Source organism: Klebsiella sp. K-Nf6 (assembly GCF_002806655.1).
GTDB lineage: Bacteria > Pseudomonadota > Gammaproteobacteria > Enterobacterales > Enterobacteriaceae > Klebsiella > Klebsiella variicola.
On the sequence record NZ_PIBN01000001.1, the window covers coordinates 689,616 to 707,173 of the forward strand.

The 17,558-nt window shown below is 59.5% G+C and carries 16 protein-coding genes and 1 pseudogene; 4 read left to right on the forward strand and 13 right to left on the reverse strand.

Annotation, left to right across the window (positions count from 1 at the left end):
* The 5 genes and pseudogenes from CWM61_RS03395 to tssK form a co-directional block, all read right to left on the reverse strand.
* Positions 1-2,628 carry a type VI secretion system Vgr family protein gene (locus tag CWM61_RS03395; protein WP_100630691.1) on the reverse strand — a complete coding sequence of 876 codons (2,628 nt, stop codon included), beginning with the start codon at positions 2,626-2,628 and terminating at the stop codon, positions 1-3.
* Positions 2,629-2,778: 150 nt separating this feature from the next.
* Positions 2,779-2,903 (reverse strand): annotated as a pseudogene (locus CWM61_RS29015) (hypothetical protein).
* Between the two features lie 181 nt (positions 2,904-3,084).
* Entirely contained in the window at positions 3,085-4,782 is a 1,698-nt protein-coding gene (locus CWM61_RS03405; RefSeq protein WP_100630692.1) for an OmpA family protein, read from the reverse strand.
* Between the two features lie 3 nt (positions 4,783-4,785).
* Positions 4,786-5,439 carry a type VI secretion system protein TssL, short form gene (gene tssL, locus CWM61_RS03410; RefSeq protein ID WP_100630693.1) on the reverse strand — a complete coding sequence of 218 codons (654 nt, stop codon included), beginning with the start codon at positions 5,437-5,439 and terminating at the stop codon, positions 4,786-4,788.
* The gene (gene tssK, locus CWM61_RS03415; RefSeq protein ID WP_100630694.1) at positions 5,436-6,776 is read right to left on the reverse strand and encodes a type VI secretion system baseplate subunit TssK; all 1,341 of its coding nucleotides are present in this window, start codon (positions 6,774-6,776) and stop codon (positions 5,436-5,438) included. Before tssK ends, tssL begins: the two co-directional genes overlap by 4 nt.
* A gap of 629 nt (positions 6,777-7,405) precedes the next feature.
* Between tssK and CWM61_RS03430 the strand changes: the two genes are divergently transcribed.
* On the forward strand, positions 7,406-7,735 hold the full coding sequence (locus CWM61_RS03430; RefSeq protein ID WP_100630697.1) for a gamma-glutamylcyclotransferase family protein: 330 nt from the start codon (positions 7,406-7,408) through the stop codon (positions 7,733-7,735).
* Between the two features lie 57 nt (positions 7,736-7,792).
* On the opposite strand, the gene CWM61_RS03435 is transcribed toward CWM61_RS03430, so the two are convergent.
* The 6 genes from CWM61_RS03435 to dgoR form a co-directional block, all read right to left on the reverse strand.
* Positions 7,793-8,740: a 2-hydroxyacid dehydrogenase gene (locus tag CWM61_RS03435; RefSeq protein ID WP_100630698.1), complete on the reverse strand. Its 948-nt coding sequence runs from the start codon at positions 8,738-8,740 to the stop codon at positions 7,793-7,795.
* Complete coding sequence (locus tag CWM61_RS03440; protein ID WP_100630699.1) at positions 8,737-10,050, reverse strand: MFS transporter; 1,314 nt, start codon at positions 10,048-10,050, stop codon at positions 8,737-8,739. Before CWM61_RS03440 ends, CWM61_RS03435 begins: the two co-directional genes overlap by 4 nt.
* Before the next feature lie 94 nt (positions 10,051-10,144).
* The gene (gene dgoD, locus CWM61_RS03445; RefSeq protein ID WP_023322864.1) at positions 10,145-11,293 is read right to left on the reverse strand and encodes a galactonate dehydratase; all 1,149 of its coding nucleotides are present in this window, start codon (positions 11,291-11,293) and stop codon (positions 10,145-10,147) included.
* Complete coding sequence (locus CWM61_RS03450) at positions 11,290-11,907, reverse strand: 2-dehydro-3-deoxy-6-phosphogalactonate aldolase (RefSeq protein ID WP_008804353.1); 618 nt, start codon at positions 11,905-11,907, stop codon at positions 11,290-11,292. The genes dgoD and CWM61_RS03450 overlap by 4 nt, the downstream gene beginning before the upstream one ends.
* The gene (locus tag CWM61_RS03455) at positions 11,852-12,769 is read right to left on the reverse strand and encodes a 2-dehydro-3-deoxygalactonokinase (protein ID WP_100630700.1); all 918 of its coding nucleotides are present in this window, start codon (positions 12,767-12,769) and stop codon (positions 11,852-11,854) included. The genes CWM61_RS03450 and CWM61_RS03455 overlap by 56 nt, the downstream gene beginning before the upstream one ends.
* Positions 12,766-13,455: a D-galactonate utilization transcriptional regulator DgoR gene (gene dgoR / locus CWM61_RS03460; protein ID WP_022066201.1), complete on the reverse strand. Its 690-nt coding sequence runs from the start codon at positions 13,453-13,455 to the stop codon at positions 12,766-12,768. Before dgoR ends, CWM61_RS03455 begins: the two co-directional genes overlap by 4 nt.
* A gap of 368 nt (positions 13,456-13,823) precedes the next feature.
* Between dgoR and CWM61_RS03465 the strand changes: the two genes are divergently transcribed.
* A complete protein-coding gene (locus CWM61_RS03465; protein WP_100630701.1) occupies positions 13,824-14,363 on the forward strand; it encodes a DUF2058 domain-containing protein in 540 nt (179 codons plus the stop codon).
* 25 nt (positions 14,364-14,388) lie between these two features.
* Here CWM61_RS03465 and CWM61_RS03470 read toward each other — a convergent pair whose 3' ends face one another.
* On the reverse strand, positions 14,389-15,087 hold the full coding sequence (locus CWM61_RS03470) for an RluA family pseudouridine synthase (RefSeq protein ID WP_100630702.1): 699 nt from the start codon (positions 15,085-15,087) through the stop codon (positions 14,389-14,391).
* 190 nt (positions 15,088-15,277) lie between these two features.
* Here CWM61_RS03470 and CWM61_RS03475 point away from each other — a divergent pair, with 190 nt between their 5' ends.
* The gene (locus CWM61_RS03475) at positions 15,278-15,760 is read left to right on the forward strand and encodes a cold-shock protein (protein WP_061154172.1); all 483 of its coding nucleotides are present in this window, start codon (positions 15,278-15,280) and stop codon (positions 15,758-15,760) included.
* A gap of 112 nt (positions 15,761-15,872) precedes the next feature.
* Positions 15,873-16,772 (forward strand): LysR family transcriptional regulator, encoded by a 900-nt coding sequence (locus tag CWM61_RS03480; protein ID WP_008804348.1) that lies wholly within the window; start codon positions 15,873-15,875, stop codon positions 16,770-16,772.
* Here CWM61_RS03480 and CWM61_RS03485 read toward each other — a convergent pair.
* On the reverse strand, positions 16,747-17,556 hold the full coding sequence (locus tag CWM61_RS03485) for a substrate-binding domain-containing protein (protein ID WP_165785238.1): 810 nt from the start codon (positions 17,554-17,556) through the stop codon (positions 16,747-16,749). The two genes, CWM61_RS03480 and CWM61_RS03485, sit on opposite strands and share 26 nt — an antisense overlap.
* Between the last annotated feature and the right edge of the window lie 2 nt (positions 17,557-17,558).

Below are 17,558 nucleotides of genomic sequence, written 5' to 3' on the forward strand. Positions count from 1 at the left end.
CTATTCCTTATCTTGTTCGTTTAATTCACCATCATATTGCGGACCATGTTCATCGAAATCCAGGTCATCATCAGTCTCATCCTCAATATCATGCTCATCATTATAAGAAAAAAGGCTCGTCCATTTATCATCGCCAATTATTGCATGAAAATTTTCACTTTCAGGCGGTTCAAAACAACCTGACTCTCCATCATTAAAAGCAGAACTCCATATTTGTTCTTTTGATTTACTATCAAAAAGACTCACTTTCATAGAAGATGGCGCAGCATTACCAAGAGCATCTAACAGCATAAAACTCATTGACTGTGGACCACTATCAGGAAGTTCTGGAATATTTGACTGCATAGAAGCTGGGCCACTGTAGAGAAGCTTACTTTGCTTCATCATAATATCACCAGGGCAGCCTAACTCGATGTTTCCTCCGGACAGGCGAATGTATGCCCCGCCAGCACAGGTAAACGTTAAAGTTTTTGCCGCTGTAAAAGTCATCCCCTCTGTTGTACTGGTCAGCGAAATATTTTGCTTAGCTATTACTTCAATATTTCCTGACTGAGCCTGTGATATTAGATCGCCTTTGGCTACAATAGCTTCTATGCCCTCAGTTTCGGTAAAGATTGATATTTTTTCAGAAGCGGCAAGAGTAATATTTTTCTTTGCTCCCAGTTCAACATTTTGCCCTGCAGTCATATAAATATTTTCGCTTGCAACTGCCTGAAGATGACTTCCACTGGCTAAAGCAATACCTTCTGGTGCACTCATCAGTAATACAGCCTGCTTTAGCGCAAGTAACTTCTCTTCCATCAGTGCCTGTTGTTGCTCATATTGCAAGAGCTGTGCTTTTGCTGCTGATGCTGCCTGTGAAAGAGACTCCATTTGACTAACGGCTTGTGTCAACAAGGAATGTACCGCAGCCATATCCAGCACTTTCCCTTGTGCCTCAGTCTGGCTGTCCGCAGTAATGAATATCCCTTTCCCCGCCCGGATCCCTCCCCACGAATCGGTACGCAGTTCAAACCCTTCCCCCCTAAGCTTGCGGCTGGCATCAACGCTATGTCCTAAATTCAGCTGCGTCTTGCCGCCGTACTCGGTGCTGAGCTTGATATGCTCCTCGCCGCGCTTATCCTCCATTCGCAGCTTATTGTTGGTCGGAGTACGAATCACATTGCGGGTGCTGTTTTTCTCCGTCACAGGGTCGACATGCCGCGAGTCATGCAGCGCATGCGCAATATACGGCCGGTCGGGATCGCCTTCGTGGAAAGCAATCGCCACCTCCGTGCCCTGGATCAGCGGGAAGTGAAAGCCGTACACGTCGCCGCCGTAGGGTTTGGCGAGACGCACTGGCATGCTTTCCTGACCCTGCCCTTTCTCCTCTCTGTCAGCGTCAAATTTCACCCGGTACAGGCCGGACGCATCCTGCCAGGCGTAGATATCATTCGCCTTCGCGCTGGTCACCCGCGCCGTCATGGTGCCAGTCACCTTCGGGCGCGGCAGCAGCGGCGGACGCCAGCACAATGTTTCGCTGTAGGGCACCGCCAGCAGAGTCACCCGCAGCGCCTCCCGGCGGCTGGCGGTAAAACCGGTGCCGGTGATTAACAGCGGATCCTGCACGGGCGCAGGCAGGGTCGGTGGGAGGCTGTCGGTAACGGTCAGCACCTGAGCCGGCGCCAGCCAGGCTGCAGTACTGCTCGCGGTAATGAGCGTCTGGTGAGCCAGAAAACGCTCATGGTCGAGACGGGCATAAAAGTTGGCGGTCTCCGTCTGCGGGTCGATTTTATCGCCACGCTCCCGGTGGCGAAGCTTATAGTGGTATACCTCACCGTAAGTGAGGCCTTCACCATTTCCCCGGGTCATATCCGCTGTTGCCGACTGGAGAACGCTCTGCGCATCGCGGGGGTTATAATCCCGGGTAGTGACGTTCGCCTCTACGACGTTGTGCGTGATGTTCAGACCCCATATCGATTCCGCACCGCTGTCGCTCATCCCGGACGGGCTGTTTACAGGAAGTGTCTTATCGAACATCAGCGCCCGCTGCGCGTCGGCGAAGTGGACCACTTCGCTCTGGGCCTCTTCCTGCAGAGTGAAGAAATAAAATATCCCCACCTCTGCCAGCAGACGCTGGATAAATGCCAGGTCGCTCTCCTGATACTGATTAATTTGCTCGCGCCGCGGATAGTGTTGCTTGAGATTAAACTCATACTCCCAGTCATGCAGGTGATGTTCCTGCAATACCTGCTCCACCACCTCCGGCACCGATTTGTTGACGAAAAAACGATGGCTGCGAAACTGTTTATCCAGCAGGGAGAGAAACGGCTGGAGGGTTATCTGATAGGTCGACTGATCTTCAGAACGATTGACGCGCCGGAAGGTGGTAATCACACCATGGACGCGTTTGCAGTCCGCCAGCTGCTGCAGTGCGCCGCCGCCCATCGTCAGCATGGCGGGTTTGCTCAGGAACTGTGCAGCATCGATGTTTTTCTCTGCGCTGGTAAACGTAATGGTGTAATAATAAAGATCACTCAGCTTTTCTGCACCACTGAATTCTTCCACATCCAGCGATGCGGTACATGAAGGAATATCCAGCTGGTAACGGTTAAGGGTGGTGCCGGTAATTATTGAAAAGGTATCCATTATATTCCTGTTTTACTCCGCAGTAATGACCACCAAAAATCAATTAACAGGATGCACTGTTTAATTTTGTTTAATGATAATCATCTCATTCATCATAAATATATTTATGTGCATATCGATATCTCAGATACCCCACCAGGAATTTCATAACTAAAAGGAAACCCCAGAGATATTTATATTCACTGACTGAGAAATAAAAAAAGCAGCCAGAAACCGGAACCTTCAACGTTTATCGCCGCCAGCATTTCTCTGGCAATGTCCTTAGCGCTATCTATGCTGAGCGCCTTTATCCCCTCTTTCCTGCGCTTCATCCCCGCAGAGGCCCCGCTTTGCCGACAAGATTGACTGGCTGCAGGCACGCTACCGCCCATCGCTGTTTCCTGTTTATCAGGAACCCGTAGCGCACAGGGTCAGGCAGGCAGATTGTTATTCAACGTCCGCGATCGGGTTCGCGGGTTACTCGGTTTCGTTTTTTAAGGCGTCAGCCCCGGCTCCTGACGTATTAGCCGTGCCCGGCGTCAGACAGGCGTCCTTCTGCGGGACCAGACTGATCTCCACCCGGCGATTTTTCGCCCGCCCCTCTGGCGTCTCGTTGCTGGCGACAGGACGACTTGCGCCGTAGCCCTGCACCGCAAAACAGCTCTCCGGCACATCGCCGGTATCGCGCATCCAGTCGCGGACCGCCTCGGCACGCTTCAGGGAGAGCTGTTGATTGGATCTATCGTTGCCGATGCTGTCGGTATGGCCTGCCACCACGATCAGCCAGCCGGGTTTCGCCTTAATGCCCAGCAGCGAGTTCACCAGCAGCTTTGTCGAACCCGGTTTCAGCGTCGATTTGCCGGTATCGAACAGCGCCATGCTATCGAGGCGGATCGTCTGCGGCCCCTGCACAACCTGCTTAATGACCGGACGCGGCGGCGGGGGCGGCGCCCAGTCATTGATAGCGGCTTCCACGAAGGGGATCAGCCGCATCCCCTGATACAGCCCCAGCCGGTAACGCAACGGCTCTCCCCGGCGCAGCCAGTCATCCAGCTGGCGGCTGTCGGTACGCAGACGCTGCTGCGCCTGCAGCTTCGGCGTCGGCGGCGTGCCGCTGAGGCGGTGATACACCGCCAGATGATCGCCGACGCTGCGCACCAGGCGCTGGTTGTTGATAAAGGAAGCCAGCATCGCCAGCGCCAGAAAGAGGAAGCCCACGCCAGCGGCAAGACCGGCATCGCGCATCCGGCGGCTGACCCCGTGGCGGTGCGGCAGTGACGACAGAAGAAGATCCGGCAGCGGGTGAGGACCTGGCGCCGCGGCGTTGCCCGGGGAGAGCGTGGTGATCCCGGCGATTTGCTGTTGCCAGAGGTTATTTGCCGCCGCTACCATCGGTGTCAGGCAGATGCCCGCGGCGCACAGGTTCAGCGGAGGAAGTTCCGCCTGCCGGGCGCGGAATGGCCGGAAAAGAGCGTTTTCGGCCAAGGTCAGAATGCTCTCCAGCCACAGCGTCTGATGCAGGCGTGAGGCAGGGCTGCCCTCCCGCTGCCACTCGGCAACCGACTGGGGCGCTTGCCCCTTCTGCTGCACCTGGAGACCAGGCCTCTCCGGCGTGACGGTAAACCAGCGGCTTTCCCCTGCCTGGCCGCCAGGCGGCGTCACCCAGAACACGCTCCACACCGGCGGCAGACCGTTTAGCCAGGTTCGGCACTGAACGATACTCCGTCGCCAGTCGCGCAGCGACTGCGCCAGTTGCTCCCCGGAGGGGTGGTGCTCCGGTACCACCGCCAGCAGCACGGAAACCTGCGATACCAGCGCCGGACGCGCCGCCGCAAGGTACTGCGCCAGCAGCGGCAACTGCTCCGCGCTGTCTCCCCGTAGATACCAGCCGTGACAGGTTTCGCAGTGCGCCGAACGCCCGGGAAACAGACTGTCGGTATCCCCGCAGACCAGAACCACCGCCCCCTGAAAATCCTCGGGCGGCAGGACGATTTCCGATCGCTGACGGCTGACTGCCCGGCGACGCTGACGCCAGAGCGCCGCGCCGCCCGCCAGCAGGATGCACAGACTGAAGATCACCTGGTTGCCGATGGACAGCGGCCAGAAGCCCAGCACCAGCCACAGGGCCAGGATGACGGTCAGTAGCGTAAGCAGACGACGGGCGTTATCACGCATCTCTTATCCCTGCCCTGCTATCTGCGCCACCATCTGTGACAGCACGGAGGAGAAGGTCAACCACAGCGCCGCCAGCGCCACAATGCCAACCGCCCAGCCGCACCAGTACATCCGCCGTCCGCTGCGCAGCCGGGGGGCTCGAACCACCACCGGCGCCTCCTGGGTCATGCTGAACGGCGGGACCCGCGCGCCAAGCGCATGCGCCACGTCCTCACGTCGTTCGTCATCCTGAGCGCGGTACTGCCCGACAAACCCCAGTTGCAAAGTACGATAGAAACAAGTCAGCACTGCCGCATCCGCCGTGGGCTCTCGCAGCAGCTGGCGGATCCGTTCCCAGAGCTCTTCCCCGGCGTTGAGAGTGCTGAAAAAACGCGCCTGCAGCGGATCCTTGCGCCACCTGCGGTAGCCATCATCCTGACTGGCGCGGTTGAGGACGCTCTCATCGAGCAGCGCGCAGTAGGCATAGAGCATCTGCTCAGCGCTGGTGTCACTGATTCCTGCCGCCGTCAGCGCCTCGCGCGCCTCGGTCACCCATCGACAGGCCTGACGATAGAGCGCCTCGCCATCGGTCACCGGCTGGCCGCAGCGTAACTGGCTGACCATCAGCCAGCCCGGGTAAAAAGTTTTGTTGATCAGATCGCTTTCAGAGGTATTCATGAGCGCAGTACCGCAAAGAGTTCAAGTTTCACGTCGCCAAGCGATTCCGGGGTATAGAAGGTGCAGTTGCCGGCCTCCAGCATCGCGCGGGCGGCATCGGTGGAAAGATCCAGAGCGAAATATTGGTTTTCCAGACGTAGCGGAATGGCCGCCGGCACGTGGCTCAGCGGTTTGATCGCGATGCCGCTGAGGGCAATATTGACGACCTCGGCGACATCATCATGGCTACCCGCCTTACAGAGCTGCGGAAAGCGGCTCTGTAGCTGGTGAGGGGGGAGTGAAGAGCGCACCGACAGATAAAAATCCGCCCCCTCGCGCAGCCGCGCATCGTGCAGCCTCCCCCGCCAGATCTCCCGGTCGGCGCCCTGCTCCAGAGCGATGGCGATCACCCTTGAGGGCAGGCTGACTTCGAGCAGCGTATCCAGCAGGGCAAACAGCGGCGGGAATACCTGCTCCGGCGAGGTATGCCGGTAGCGGGGGATAGCTTCCAGATGATATTCAAGAGAGAAGGTCAGCAGACTGCCGGCCAGCCTGGCCAGTTCGCGATAGAGCAGCTCCGGATGGCGCGAGGGGTCCTGATGCAGCTCGCTGAGCACCGGCTCGGCGCTGTTCAGCGCGTTGAGAAGCCAGAACAGGGAAACATCCGCCACGGCAAAATCAGCCATCCGCGCATTGCTTTCACGGCGCATGGCCATCAGGCGTCTGCGTCGGGCCTGCAGGCGATGTAATAGCTCACCCAGCTCGCTGACCAGCGTCGGGCTTGCCGCCATCGACAGCAGCGGCGGGATGAATTCCGGGTCAACGATCCACTGCCCCTGGGCATCGCGCACCAGACGCGCTACCGGGCAGGTAAGGAAGGCCGCATTTTCCTCGGTGGAGAGACGCAGCGTTAGCGCGTGCCGCAGGACGGCCAGCTCGCTGCGTTCATGGCCGGCCAGCTCCTGCACGGTCACCTGCTCGGCGCGCCAGCGGCGCGGGCGGGCGCTCTCCTGGCCGTCATCAAGATTGCCGCCGCTGGCGCTGAGCAGCGGCAGCGCGAGCAGAACCTCCACGCTGTCCTGCATCACGCCCGAGACATCGCGGACCGGTGGTAAAATATCCGCCAGCTCGGTGTCAATCAGCGTTCCGTCGGCGAAACGCAAGATCAGCCGGGTGGCGTTGAGCCGGGAAAGGGTGAGCGCGCTGGCGTCAAACTCCGCGCGCAATACCCCCCACGGGTGGGCGAGCGCCATGCGGGAGACCGTATCGGCGACGTGCGCGTCCCAGCGGGCCTGTTGCTGAAACTGCTGCGGGACCAGAAAAGCCCCATCGCGCCATAATGGGCGGAAAATCTTCATTGCACCTCCTGTGCCTTTCACTTTCATCTGTCTGCAGACAGGACCGAATGCCCGGTCGGATATCCTTCATCCGCCGTACGTTCGCCTCAGCCCCTGCCTTTGCTCTGGCCTGTTCATCACTAGCGGTTTTCTCCCGGGCGTCGTTCGGCACGATGTATTGCCTGCCGCTTCAAGGAAAGGAAATATCAACCCTGCCCGCGAGGGTTTCGAAGTCAGATGGTATTTTTTGTTCAAGGGAGGTTTATCATAAAGCGAAAAAGCCAGGGGAGGTAACGCCTGGCCCTAAATAATATCTGAATTCAACCCAATTCTGTTTTATGGCTCTTGTTTATTCCATTGAGAAGGAATATTCCATAAGCTATCGCTTTATTATTCCCCCATTGAATGTTAATTAGCAAATTAATCCCTTCGTCAGGCTTATTTATATTGATCTTAAATATAAATAATAATAAAAATATCATCGCAATCGATATACCTTCATTAGCGCCGAGGCCAAAGCCTCCCCCGGCATCAGAGAGATGCCCGGAGGGTTGCCCCACCCCCCCGGCCATTGCCAGGCGCTGAATTACCCCGTATTTTGGTTTTCCGCTCCGCTGTGGGCGGGTATCAGGGCGAACGAGAGAGAGAAAATGAAACCGCTATTTGTCTATGGGACGCTCTGTCCCGGTCGCAGCAATGCGCATATTCTGGAGGCGATCGGGGGCGAGTGGCGTCCCGGCTACGTCACCGGCACCTTTTACGCGCGCGGCTGGGGCCCAGCCGCCGATTTTCCGGGGATCGTCCTCGACGCTCACGGCCCGCGGGTCAACGGCTATCTGTTCCTGTCCGATCGGCTGGCGGCGCACTGGCCCATGCTGGACGACTTTGAGGAGGGGTACGATCGGGTGCCGGTGGAGGCGACCACCGACGATGGACAGCAGGTCAGCGCCTGGATTTATCAGCTTCAGCCCCGGGAGTAATCCCCGCCGCGAACGCGCTGTACAATACAGCAGCCCAGCGCGTTCACGGCTTTGCGGTCAGTCCGCCAGGCTTTCCGCCACTGGAGTCACCAGCGCCTTCTTCTCAGCCCAGCAGGCGACGTTATCGAGCACCAGTTGCGCCATCGCCGCACGGGTACTCCAGGTGGCGCTGGCCATATGCGGTGTGACGACCACATTACTGCGCTGCAGCAGCCCGGCCGGTACCGTCGGTTCATGGCTGAAGACATCCAGCCCAGCCCCGGCGATAATCCCGCTCTCCAGCGCGGCAACCAGCGCGGGCTCATCAATCACGCTGCCGCGCGAGATGTTGATGAGGATCCCTTTCTCCCCCAGCGCCGCCAGCACCGGCTGGTTAATGAGCCCCTGGTTTGCCGCCGTTCCCGGCGTGCAGATAACCAGAAAATCACTCTCCGCGGCCAGGGTCAGCAGATCTTCCCGCCAGGCATAATTTAGCGCCGGGAGACGCTTGCGGTCATGATAAGCAATCTGCATGGCGAACCCCTCGCAGCGCCGGGCGATGGCCTGGCCGATGCGCCCCATGCCCACGATGCCGACCCGCGAACCGGAGACTTTTTGCGTCCACGGAAAACCGCCCGCCGCCCACTCGCCCGCTTCGATAAACTTGTGGGCGGCGACGATCTGCCGCGAGGTCGCCAGCATCAGGCCCAGCGCCAGATCCGCCACATCGTCGGTTAACACCCCCGGCGTATGGCTGACCCGCACCTGGTGCTCTGCGGCCGCCTGCACATCCACGCCGTCATAGCCGACGCCAAAGACGGCGATCAGCTCCAGCGCGGGCAGGCTGGCGATCAGCTCTCGCGTCACGGTGGCTTCGCCGTTGGTGATGAGCACGGTAAAGGTGCCGGCCAGTGCGCGAAAGTCGGCGTCGGTGAGTGCTGTCAGCTCCACGAGGTGATAGCGTCGCGCCAGTTCCGCAGTCAGGGCATCCGGGAGCGAAGCCTGTTTTAACACGTTCAGTTTCATAGCTTATCTTCTTTCAGAGTGTGGAAGGCGGAGGGTTTCTGGCCGCTCCGGGAGACGATGATGCCGATAATCCCGCCAAGGGCCAGCGCCACGGCGACGATCAGCAGTCCGGAGTGATAGCTGTTGGTCAGGTCCTTAATCTTCCCGAGCAGCGGCGGCAGGCCTAAGCCGACAAAATTGGCGATGGTGTTGATAAATGCAATGGAGGCCGCGGCCGCCACGCCCGCCAGCTTCTCGGTGGTCACCGCCCAGAACACCGGCGTTAGCGCGAAATTAAAGCCCACGGTGAGCACCAGCAGCAGATAGGCAACCTGCAGGTTGCCGGCATAGATGGCGACAGCCAGCGAGAGACCGGCCAGAATCAGCGGCAGCCCCATATGCCACGCCCGCTCGCCGGTCAGATCCGAATGACGGCCATTGAGGTACATAAACAGGCAGGCGAAAATAAACGGCACCGCGGACAGCAGACTAATGACCACATCGCTCTGCTCGCTGACCATACTTTTGAGGATCAGCGGTAAGAAAAGCGTGATGCCGATGGAGCCGAACGCCTGCAGAAACCAGACCAGACTCAGCAGGAGTACCACTTTATTTTTCAGCGCACTGAACCAGGAGGCGTGTTGATTGACCACCGCGCCGCGGTTATCAGCGGCAATCTGCGCCGTCAGCCAGCCTTTCTCCGCCTCAGAGAGCCAGGCCGCCTTTTGCGGGCTGGAAGGTAGCAGCCAGAGCACCAGCGCCCCCAGCACGATGGCGGGAACCCCTTCAATGGCGAACAGCCAGCGCCAGCCGGCAACATCGGCAATGCCATGCATATTTAAAATCAGCCCCGAGACGGGCAGCCCGATGATCGACGCCAGCACCGATCCCATATAAAAGAACGACATCGCCCGCGCCCGGTTGCGCTTCGGAAACCAGCAGGAGATATAGTAAATAATCCCTGGGGTGAATCCCGCCTCCGCCATGCCGAGTAAAAAACGCATAATATAGAGCTGGGTCGGCGTCTGGACGAACGCCATGCCGGCGCTCACCATTCCCCAGGTGATCATTATTCTGGCGATCCAGATCCGCGCCCCCACCCGGGTCATGATCAGGTTGCTGGGAATTTCGAAAATAATATAGGAAATATAAAACATGCCGACCCCAAGGCCGTACATGCTGGCCGTTAATCCCAGATCGGCGTTCATTTGCAGCGCGGCAATAGAAATATTGGTTTTATCAAGATTCGCGACAAAATAGCAGATAATAATAAAGGGGATGATTTTGCTGTTTAGCTTTTTTAATGTAGAAGTACAGAGTTCAATGCTCATAATAATAACCCCATGACTTTGCCTCGGACAGGGGAAGACCGCCCGCACCAGGCAAAGATTGATATTAAGAATCGCAGCAGGTATTAACCGGGGACTACCACTCGGCGACCACGCCATCGGCAAGGCGCCAGACGGGGTTCCGCCAGTCAGGAGCGCGTCGGCTCATCTCGATCACTTTCTCTTCGTCGATGTCGACCCCCAACCCCGGCTTCATTAACGGCTTAAAGTACCCACCCTCCATATTGAAATCGGCTTTGTTTTTCACGAAGTCGAGTAACTCGGCGCCCTGGTTATAGTGGATCCCCATGCTCTGCTCCTGGAAGACAGCGTTGTAGGAAACAAAGTCCACGTGCAGACAGGCGGCCAGCGCGATGGGGCCTAACGGGCAGTGCGGAGCCAGCGACACGTCCGCCGCTTCCGCCATACCGGCGATTTTGAAGCATTCGGTGATGCCGCCGGCGTGAGAGAGATCGGGCTGCAGAATAGCCAGGCCGCCGGCCTCCAGCACCCGCTTGAACTCAAAGCGCGAGAACATGCGCTCGCCGGCGGCCAGCGGGATCGCGGTTTGCGCCGCCAGCCGCGGGTAGTACTCCGCCTGCTCGGCCAGCACCGGCTCTTCGATAAACAGCGGCCGATAGGGTTCCAGCTCTTTAATCAGCAGTTTCGCCATCGGCGCGCTGACGCGGCCATGGAAATCGAGGCCAAATTCGATGTCGTTGCCAAATGCTTCGCGGATCTGCGCCACCGTGTTCACCGCCGCATCCACCGTGCGCGAACTGTCAATCATCCCCATTTCCTGACAGCCGTTGAGTTTGAAAGTATCAAACCCCATCCCGCGCAGCGTCTTAATCCCGGCAATGACCTCGGCAGGCCTGTCTCCTCCCACCCAGCTGTAGGCTTTGATTTTATCGCGCACCAGGCCACCCAGCAGCTGCCAGACCGGCGCATTTAACGCCTTCCCTTTGATGTCCCACAGCGCCTGGTCAATACCGGCGATCGCGCTCATCAGGATCGGCCCGCCGCGATAAAAGCCGGCGCGGTACATGACCTGCCACAGATCGTTGATCCGTGCCGGATCCTGGCCAATCAGATAGTCCCCCAGCTCATGTACCGCCGCCTCCACGGTGCGCGCCCGGCCTTCGACGATCGGCTCGCCCCAGCCGACTATCCCCTCGTCGGTTTCAATCTTGAGGAACATCCAGCGCGGGGGTAAACGCCAGGTGGTCAGTTTGGTTATTTTCATTTCACAGCCTCTTGATACGCCCTAACAAATGCGGCGGCCTGCTCTGCGGTCCGCGCTACCGGCTGACCGGCGCGATAGAGATCGCTGCCCAGCCCCGCGCCCGCACAACCGGCCTCGATCCATTGCGCCAGGTTTTCCGGCGTGACGCCGCCGACGGCAAATACCGGCACCGACGCGGGCAAAACCGCTTTCAGCGCCCTGATGTAGTCGGGGCCAAACGCCGAAGAGGGAAAAATCTTCAGCGCCTGCGCCCCGGCCTCCAGCGCGGTAAACGCCTCGCTTGCCGTCGCGCAGCCGGCGCAGACGGTCATCCCGTGCCCGACGGCCCGGCGGATCACCGCCGGCTGCACATTAGGGGTCACCACCAGCCGCGCCCCAAGCTGCGCCAGCCGATCGACCTGCGCTTCCTGCAGCACCGTTCCGGCGCCAATCAGCGCCTGCGCGCCGTAGGCCTCGACCACGGCCGGGATGCTCTGCTGCCATTGCGGTGAATTGAGCGGGATCTCCACGGTGTCGAACCCGGCGGCGATCGCCGCGCCGACGTGCGCCAGCGCCTCGTCAGGGGTGATGCCGCGCAGAATAGCGATCAGCGGAAGTGAGGTTTGCCACTGCATGTACGATGCTCCTTATACCAGCCAGAAAGGCATCGTCGCCCGACACTGTCGTCACCTGGCGCCCCAGCAGCTGAAATGCCTGCTGATAGCGCGCGGAGAGGGACGGGCCGGCAACGATCGCGATAGCCTGTTCGTCGGCAATGAAGGCGCGCATGCTGGCCACCTCCGCGCCAATTAACAGGCCGGATAGATACTCGCTCACCTGCTCCCGGGCCAGCGCCCCCAGCACGTGCGCGGCGCGGGTCTCAAAAAGCTGTGGCAACACCGCGGGCGCGGCCAGGCCGCGCGCCAGTCCGGCGTGAAATGCCGCTGGCGCAGCCTGCTGCTCGGGTAATCCCGCGCCGATCAGGGAGTGCGACAGCAGCAGATGGTGCAGTTCGCCGGTCATCACCGTGCGAAAGTCTTCAATCTGCCGGCCGTCCGTTTTGACCCATTTGCAATGGGTGCCGGGCATGACATACACCGCCGCAGGGGCCAGCAGGCGTGCGCCGAGGAGCTGTGTCTCTTCGCCGCGCATGACGTTGTGGTGATCTTCGCGGGAAGTGCAGAGCCCGGGGACAATCCAGATCCCTTCATCTACGGCGGTCAACTGGTCGCCAATGGCCGTGAAATCGGCGGGAAGCGGTAAATAGGGCGCGTTCTTCCAGCCCACGTTGCTGCCTACCATTCCCGCCATGACCACTGGGGTACACCCCTCACGCCAACCATGGATTTGTGTCGCTAACACCGCTGCCGGCGATTGACCGTTCAGGCGGGCGATCCCCGCCGCCGACTGCCGGCTGTCGAGGCAGCGTTCGCCCTCAAACAGCCAGGCGCGAAAATTGGTCGATCCCCAGTCAACAGCGATGTAGCGAGATGTCATGTGATTTCCTTCAGTCTTCGTGTCGAGCTGGCGATCATGGTGAGCGCCGCCTGCTCTGCCGCGTTGCTGTCCTGATGGCGAATCGCATCGAACAGCGCTTTATGTTCCTGGAGCGTTTGCGGCATGTTGGCCTCATCCCCCATCCAGGTCCGTTCAAATATCGCGCGCTGCAGCGAGCTAATCGCCACGCTGAGCTGCTGCAGCACCGGGTTATGCACTGACGCCAGCACCGCTTCGTGATAGCGAATGTCGGCTTCATTAAAGGCATCGCGCTGCTGGTTGTTGGCGATCATGTCATTCAGCGCCGCCTCAATCTGCGCCAGATCGCTGGAGGTGGCCCGCTCTGCCGCCCAGCGGGCGATCGCCGGCTCCACCAGATTACGCACTTCGCTCATCGCCGCGATGAGCCCCGGGTCTTCATCCTGTTCCAGCGCCCATTGCAATACGTCGCTGTCGAGGAAATTCCACTGGCTGCGCGGCGCGACGAAGGCGCCGCGATAGCGTTTCATCTCAATCAAGCGCTTCGCCTCCAGCGAGCGAAAGACTTCGCGGATGATGTTGCGGGAGGTGGCAAACTCCTCGCACAGGTCAGCCTCCGCCGGCAGCGCCGCGCCGGGAAGATATTTGCCGCTCACAATCTGGCGGCCCAGGGTCACCATCAGCCGATCGGTTTTAGTCAGGTTCATAGCGTGTCCTTAACGGGGTTATGCCCGGTTACTTTACTCCGTTCAGCGCATTTCCACCCAGTCTGGTAGTACAAACGTGAACCTGTTCATCCTTGCCTGCGACACATAGTAGTACTATTAATAAAAATTGTACTACAATCTAGATCACAAAAAAGACAATCCATAACAAAAAAGGATCGTCGGCATGCCAAAAATGGTGGTGAAGATCCTTCGCCGGGGACGGGAAAGATGGGCCTGCGAGGCGGGGTTAACGCGGCTTCGGCGGGGGGCTGTCAGGCTAATCGGGGTAACGAACGGTAGGTAGTCTGGCGTCGTTTCGGCCAATGCAGGTATACTTGGCAGATGTTTCCTCAGTTTCAGACACGCAGATGACAAAACTCACCTTACAAGAGCAGATGCTCAAAGCCGGCCTGGTCAGCAGCAAAAAAATGGCTAAAGTCCAGAGAACGGCAAAAAAATCCCGCGTTCAGGCCCGTGAGGCCCGGGAAGCGGTGGAAGAAAATAAAAAAGCTCAGCTGGAGCGCGATAAGCAGCTCAGCGAGCAGCAAAAGCAGGCGGCACTGGCGAAAGAGTATAAAGCGCAGGTGAAGCAGCTGATTGAGATGAACCGCATTACGGTCGCCCGGGGCGATATCGGCTTTAACTTTACCGATAATAATCTGATCAAAAAAATCATGGTCGACAAGCTCACCCAGACCCAGCTGATTAACGGCCGCCTGGCGATTGCCCGCCTGGCGGTGGATAACAAGCCCGAAGGTGAATACGCGATTATTCCGGCGGTGGTGGCTGAGAAAATTGCCCAGCGCGACGCCAGCAGCATCGTGTTGCACAGCGCCCTGAGTCAGGATGAGCAGGATGAAGACGATCCGTACGCCGACTTTAAGGTGCCCGACGATCTGATGTGGTAACCCCGGGCTTTCCCGCCGCGGGCAATCAAAACGGGCTCGCCTGCTGGATATGCATCGGCTCATGGCTGACGGGGTGGACAAAGCGCAGTTCGCTGGCGTGCAGCATCAGCCGCGGAGCCTGTTCCGTGCCGGGCAGCTCCCGGCCACCGTACAGATCGCAGCCAAGGATCGGATAGCCCAGCAGCTGGCAGTGGATGCGCAGCTGATGGGTGCGCCCGGTCTCCGGGGTGAGCGCCACTCGCGTTAACGCCAGCGCCCTCTCTCCTTCCCGTGACTGATACAGGCGGTCAATGACCCGATAGCGCGAACGCGCCGGTTTGCCGTGCCGGGCGCAGAGCGACATGCGCGGGAAACGGGCCGGATCTTTGGCGATTGCCGCCTCCACGATCCCCTCGTCTTCCACCAGATGGCCACACAGCAGCGCCGTATAGACCTTGTCCACCGTGCGCTGGCTGAACTGTTGGCACAGCAAGGCGTTAATGCCCTTGTTGCGGGCGATGACCATCAGGCCGGAAGTGCCGAAGTCCAGGCGGTGCACCAGGGTGCAGCCCGGAAAGCGCTGAACCAGCCGGTGATGCACGGAGTCGAGGTTGCGCGGATCTTTGCCCGACAGGCTCAGCAGCCCGGCCGGTTTATTGATCAACAGCAGGTGTTCATCCTGATACAAGAGGGTGATCTGTTCGCGGCACGGCGGCGCGACAAAGGTATCGATAATGGTGGACATCAGGCGGCCCGAAGATGGAGTGGCTGGCGATAGTACCCCATTTTGGCCGCCGGCACGACGCTGGCGCACAATCCGCCCTCGCGGCGGCGTCATTTATCACCCACACTTATCGCAAAGGCATGGCCTGCACAGGCAATGTGCTTTACACTGCGCGCTGCAAAATTTGTGTTAACCAACGAGTAATACGGTAATGGCGATGAACGGAACAATCACAACGTGGTTTAAAGATAAAGGTTTTGGATTTATCAAAGATGAAAACGGCGAAAATCGTTATTTTCACGTGATTAAGGTCGCCAATCCTGATCTTATCAAGAAAGACGCGGCGGTGACTTTCGAACCTACCACCAACAATAAAGGGCTGTCGGCCTACGCGGTGAAGGTCATTCCGGAGAGCAAATATATCTATATCGCCGGCGAGCGGCTGAAGCTGACCTCCATCAAATCCTATGTGGTATACCGGGAAGAAGAGCCGGTCGAGACCCGCGTCGATAAAGAAAACGCCGTGCTGTCGGTCGGGCTGCTGATGAACAGCATCCGACCAAAATCCGCGGTGCAGTCGGGGGAGATGCGCTCGGTGAAAAAGCTGGCGATCACCACCTTTCAGGGGACAACCCTGATCTTCTCGGAAGACGAAATCGATATCGATGCCACGGTAAAACTGCTTAAGGTGTAAGCCCCGGCGCGCGGTTTCCCGCGCGCCCGAAGACCTGCCCGATATGCTACCCGCCATCGCCCCTCGCCGGACGGGGCGATGGCGCCAGACAGCCGATAAGGATGCCGCCGCCATGCCCGTAAATTTTGACTTCAACGATCTCTACGCCTTTCGCGCCCTGATGGAATATGGCAGTTTTCGGCTGGCGGCCGAATCCATCTGCCTGTCGCAGTCGGCCCTTAGCCGACGCATCGAAAAGCTGGAGACGGCGCTGGGCAACCGGCTGTTCGAACGTACCACCCGGCGGGTGACCCTCACGCTGTATGGGCAGAATTTTGCCGAACGTTCGGAGCAGCTGCTGGCCCATGTCGAGACGGTGCTGGCGGATATCAGCCAGGTCAGCAAGGCGCGCACCGGGCTGGTGACGGTGGCGACGGTGCCCTCCGCCGCCTACTACTTTATGCCGGAAATCATTCGCAGCTTTCAGGCGCGTTATCCCCAGGTGCGCATCCGGTTGATTGACAGCAGCGTCGGCAATGTGATCGAGGCGGTCAGCAGCGGACAGGCTGACTTTGGCCTCTGTTTTGCCAAAAACCTGCCAGCCAGTCTCGAATTCACGCCACTGGCCGACGACCGCTATGTAGCCGCCTGTCGGTACGATCATCCGCTGGCGCGCAAGACGCACCTAAGCTGGCAGGCGTATTTTGAACAGGATTATATTGGCCTGGATCGGGTCTCGGGCAACCGGACGCTGCTTGACCGGGAGCTGGCGCATCTGACGCCGGCGCGGCCAAGTATCTGCGAAACCCGCCACGTCACCACGATGCTGGGGATGGTGGAAGCGGGCATCGGCATTGCCGCCGTGCCCGCGATGTCGATGCCCGCCGGGGAGCATTCCGTTCTCCGCGCTGTGCCGCTCACTGACCCGGTGGTCACGCGTACGGTAGGCCTGATCCGCCTCAGCGGCCGTATTCAGTCCTACGTGGCGGCAGAGCTGGAGAAGCTGATTATTGAACAGTATCCTTCTGGCTGACCGGCGTGGTGGCGGCCACGCTTCGCATGCCGGTGGCGTGGATGGTCTCCTGCGCCGCCGGTGAGGCCAGATACGCCAGCAGCGCCTTGCCTTCCTGCGGGTGGTCGGCGCTGATAGTCACCGCCCCGGCAAAGCGGGTGATGTACTGCAGGTTATCCGGCAGTTCGCCAACGAAGGTCACGCCAGGTACCGGCAGCAGCTCGCTCACCTGCTGAAAACCGATCGCATACCGTCCCTTCGCCACTTCCGAGGCTACCGGAATGCGCTCCACCATCTGCGCTTTGCTCTGCATCGCGTCATCAATGCCCAGGGTGTGGAACAGCGTCGAGCTAACATAGCGTCCGCTGGCGCTGTCGGAGTACGCGACCGACGGTGCGGCCAGCAGCGTCGCCCGCAGCTGGTCTGCGCTATGGATAGCCGGCAGCGGCGCCCCCGCCTTCACCACCACGCCGATCGGCGAGTCGGCCAGCTCCCGGCGCGAACCCGGTTGCGTACGGCCCGCTTTCTCGAGGCTGGTCAGCGCGTCCCCGACCATAATCACCACGTCGGCGTGTTCGCCCCGCGCCAGGCGGTTAGGGATCGCCTGCGGCGTTTTCCCCATCGACGGGCCGGGGATCACCACGAGGTGGTTGCCGGTTTGTTTTTCCCACGCCGGGGCCAGCTTTTCCAGCGCCGCTTTGAAGCCGCCGGAGATCATCACGGTGACCTCTGCGGACAGCGCGCTGCCGCCGGTGGCGGCCAGCAGCAGCGTGGCCAGCAGGGTTCCTGTCGTTTTACGCATCATCT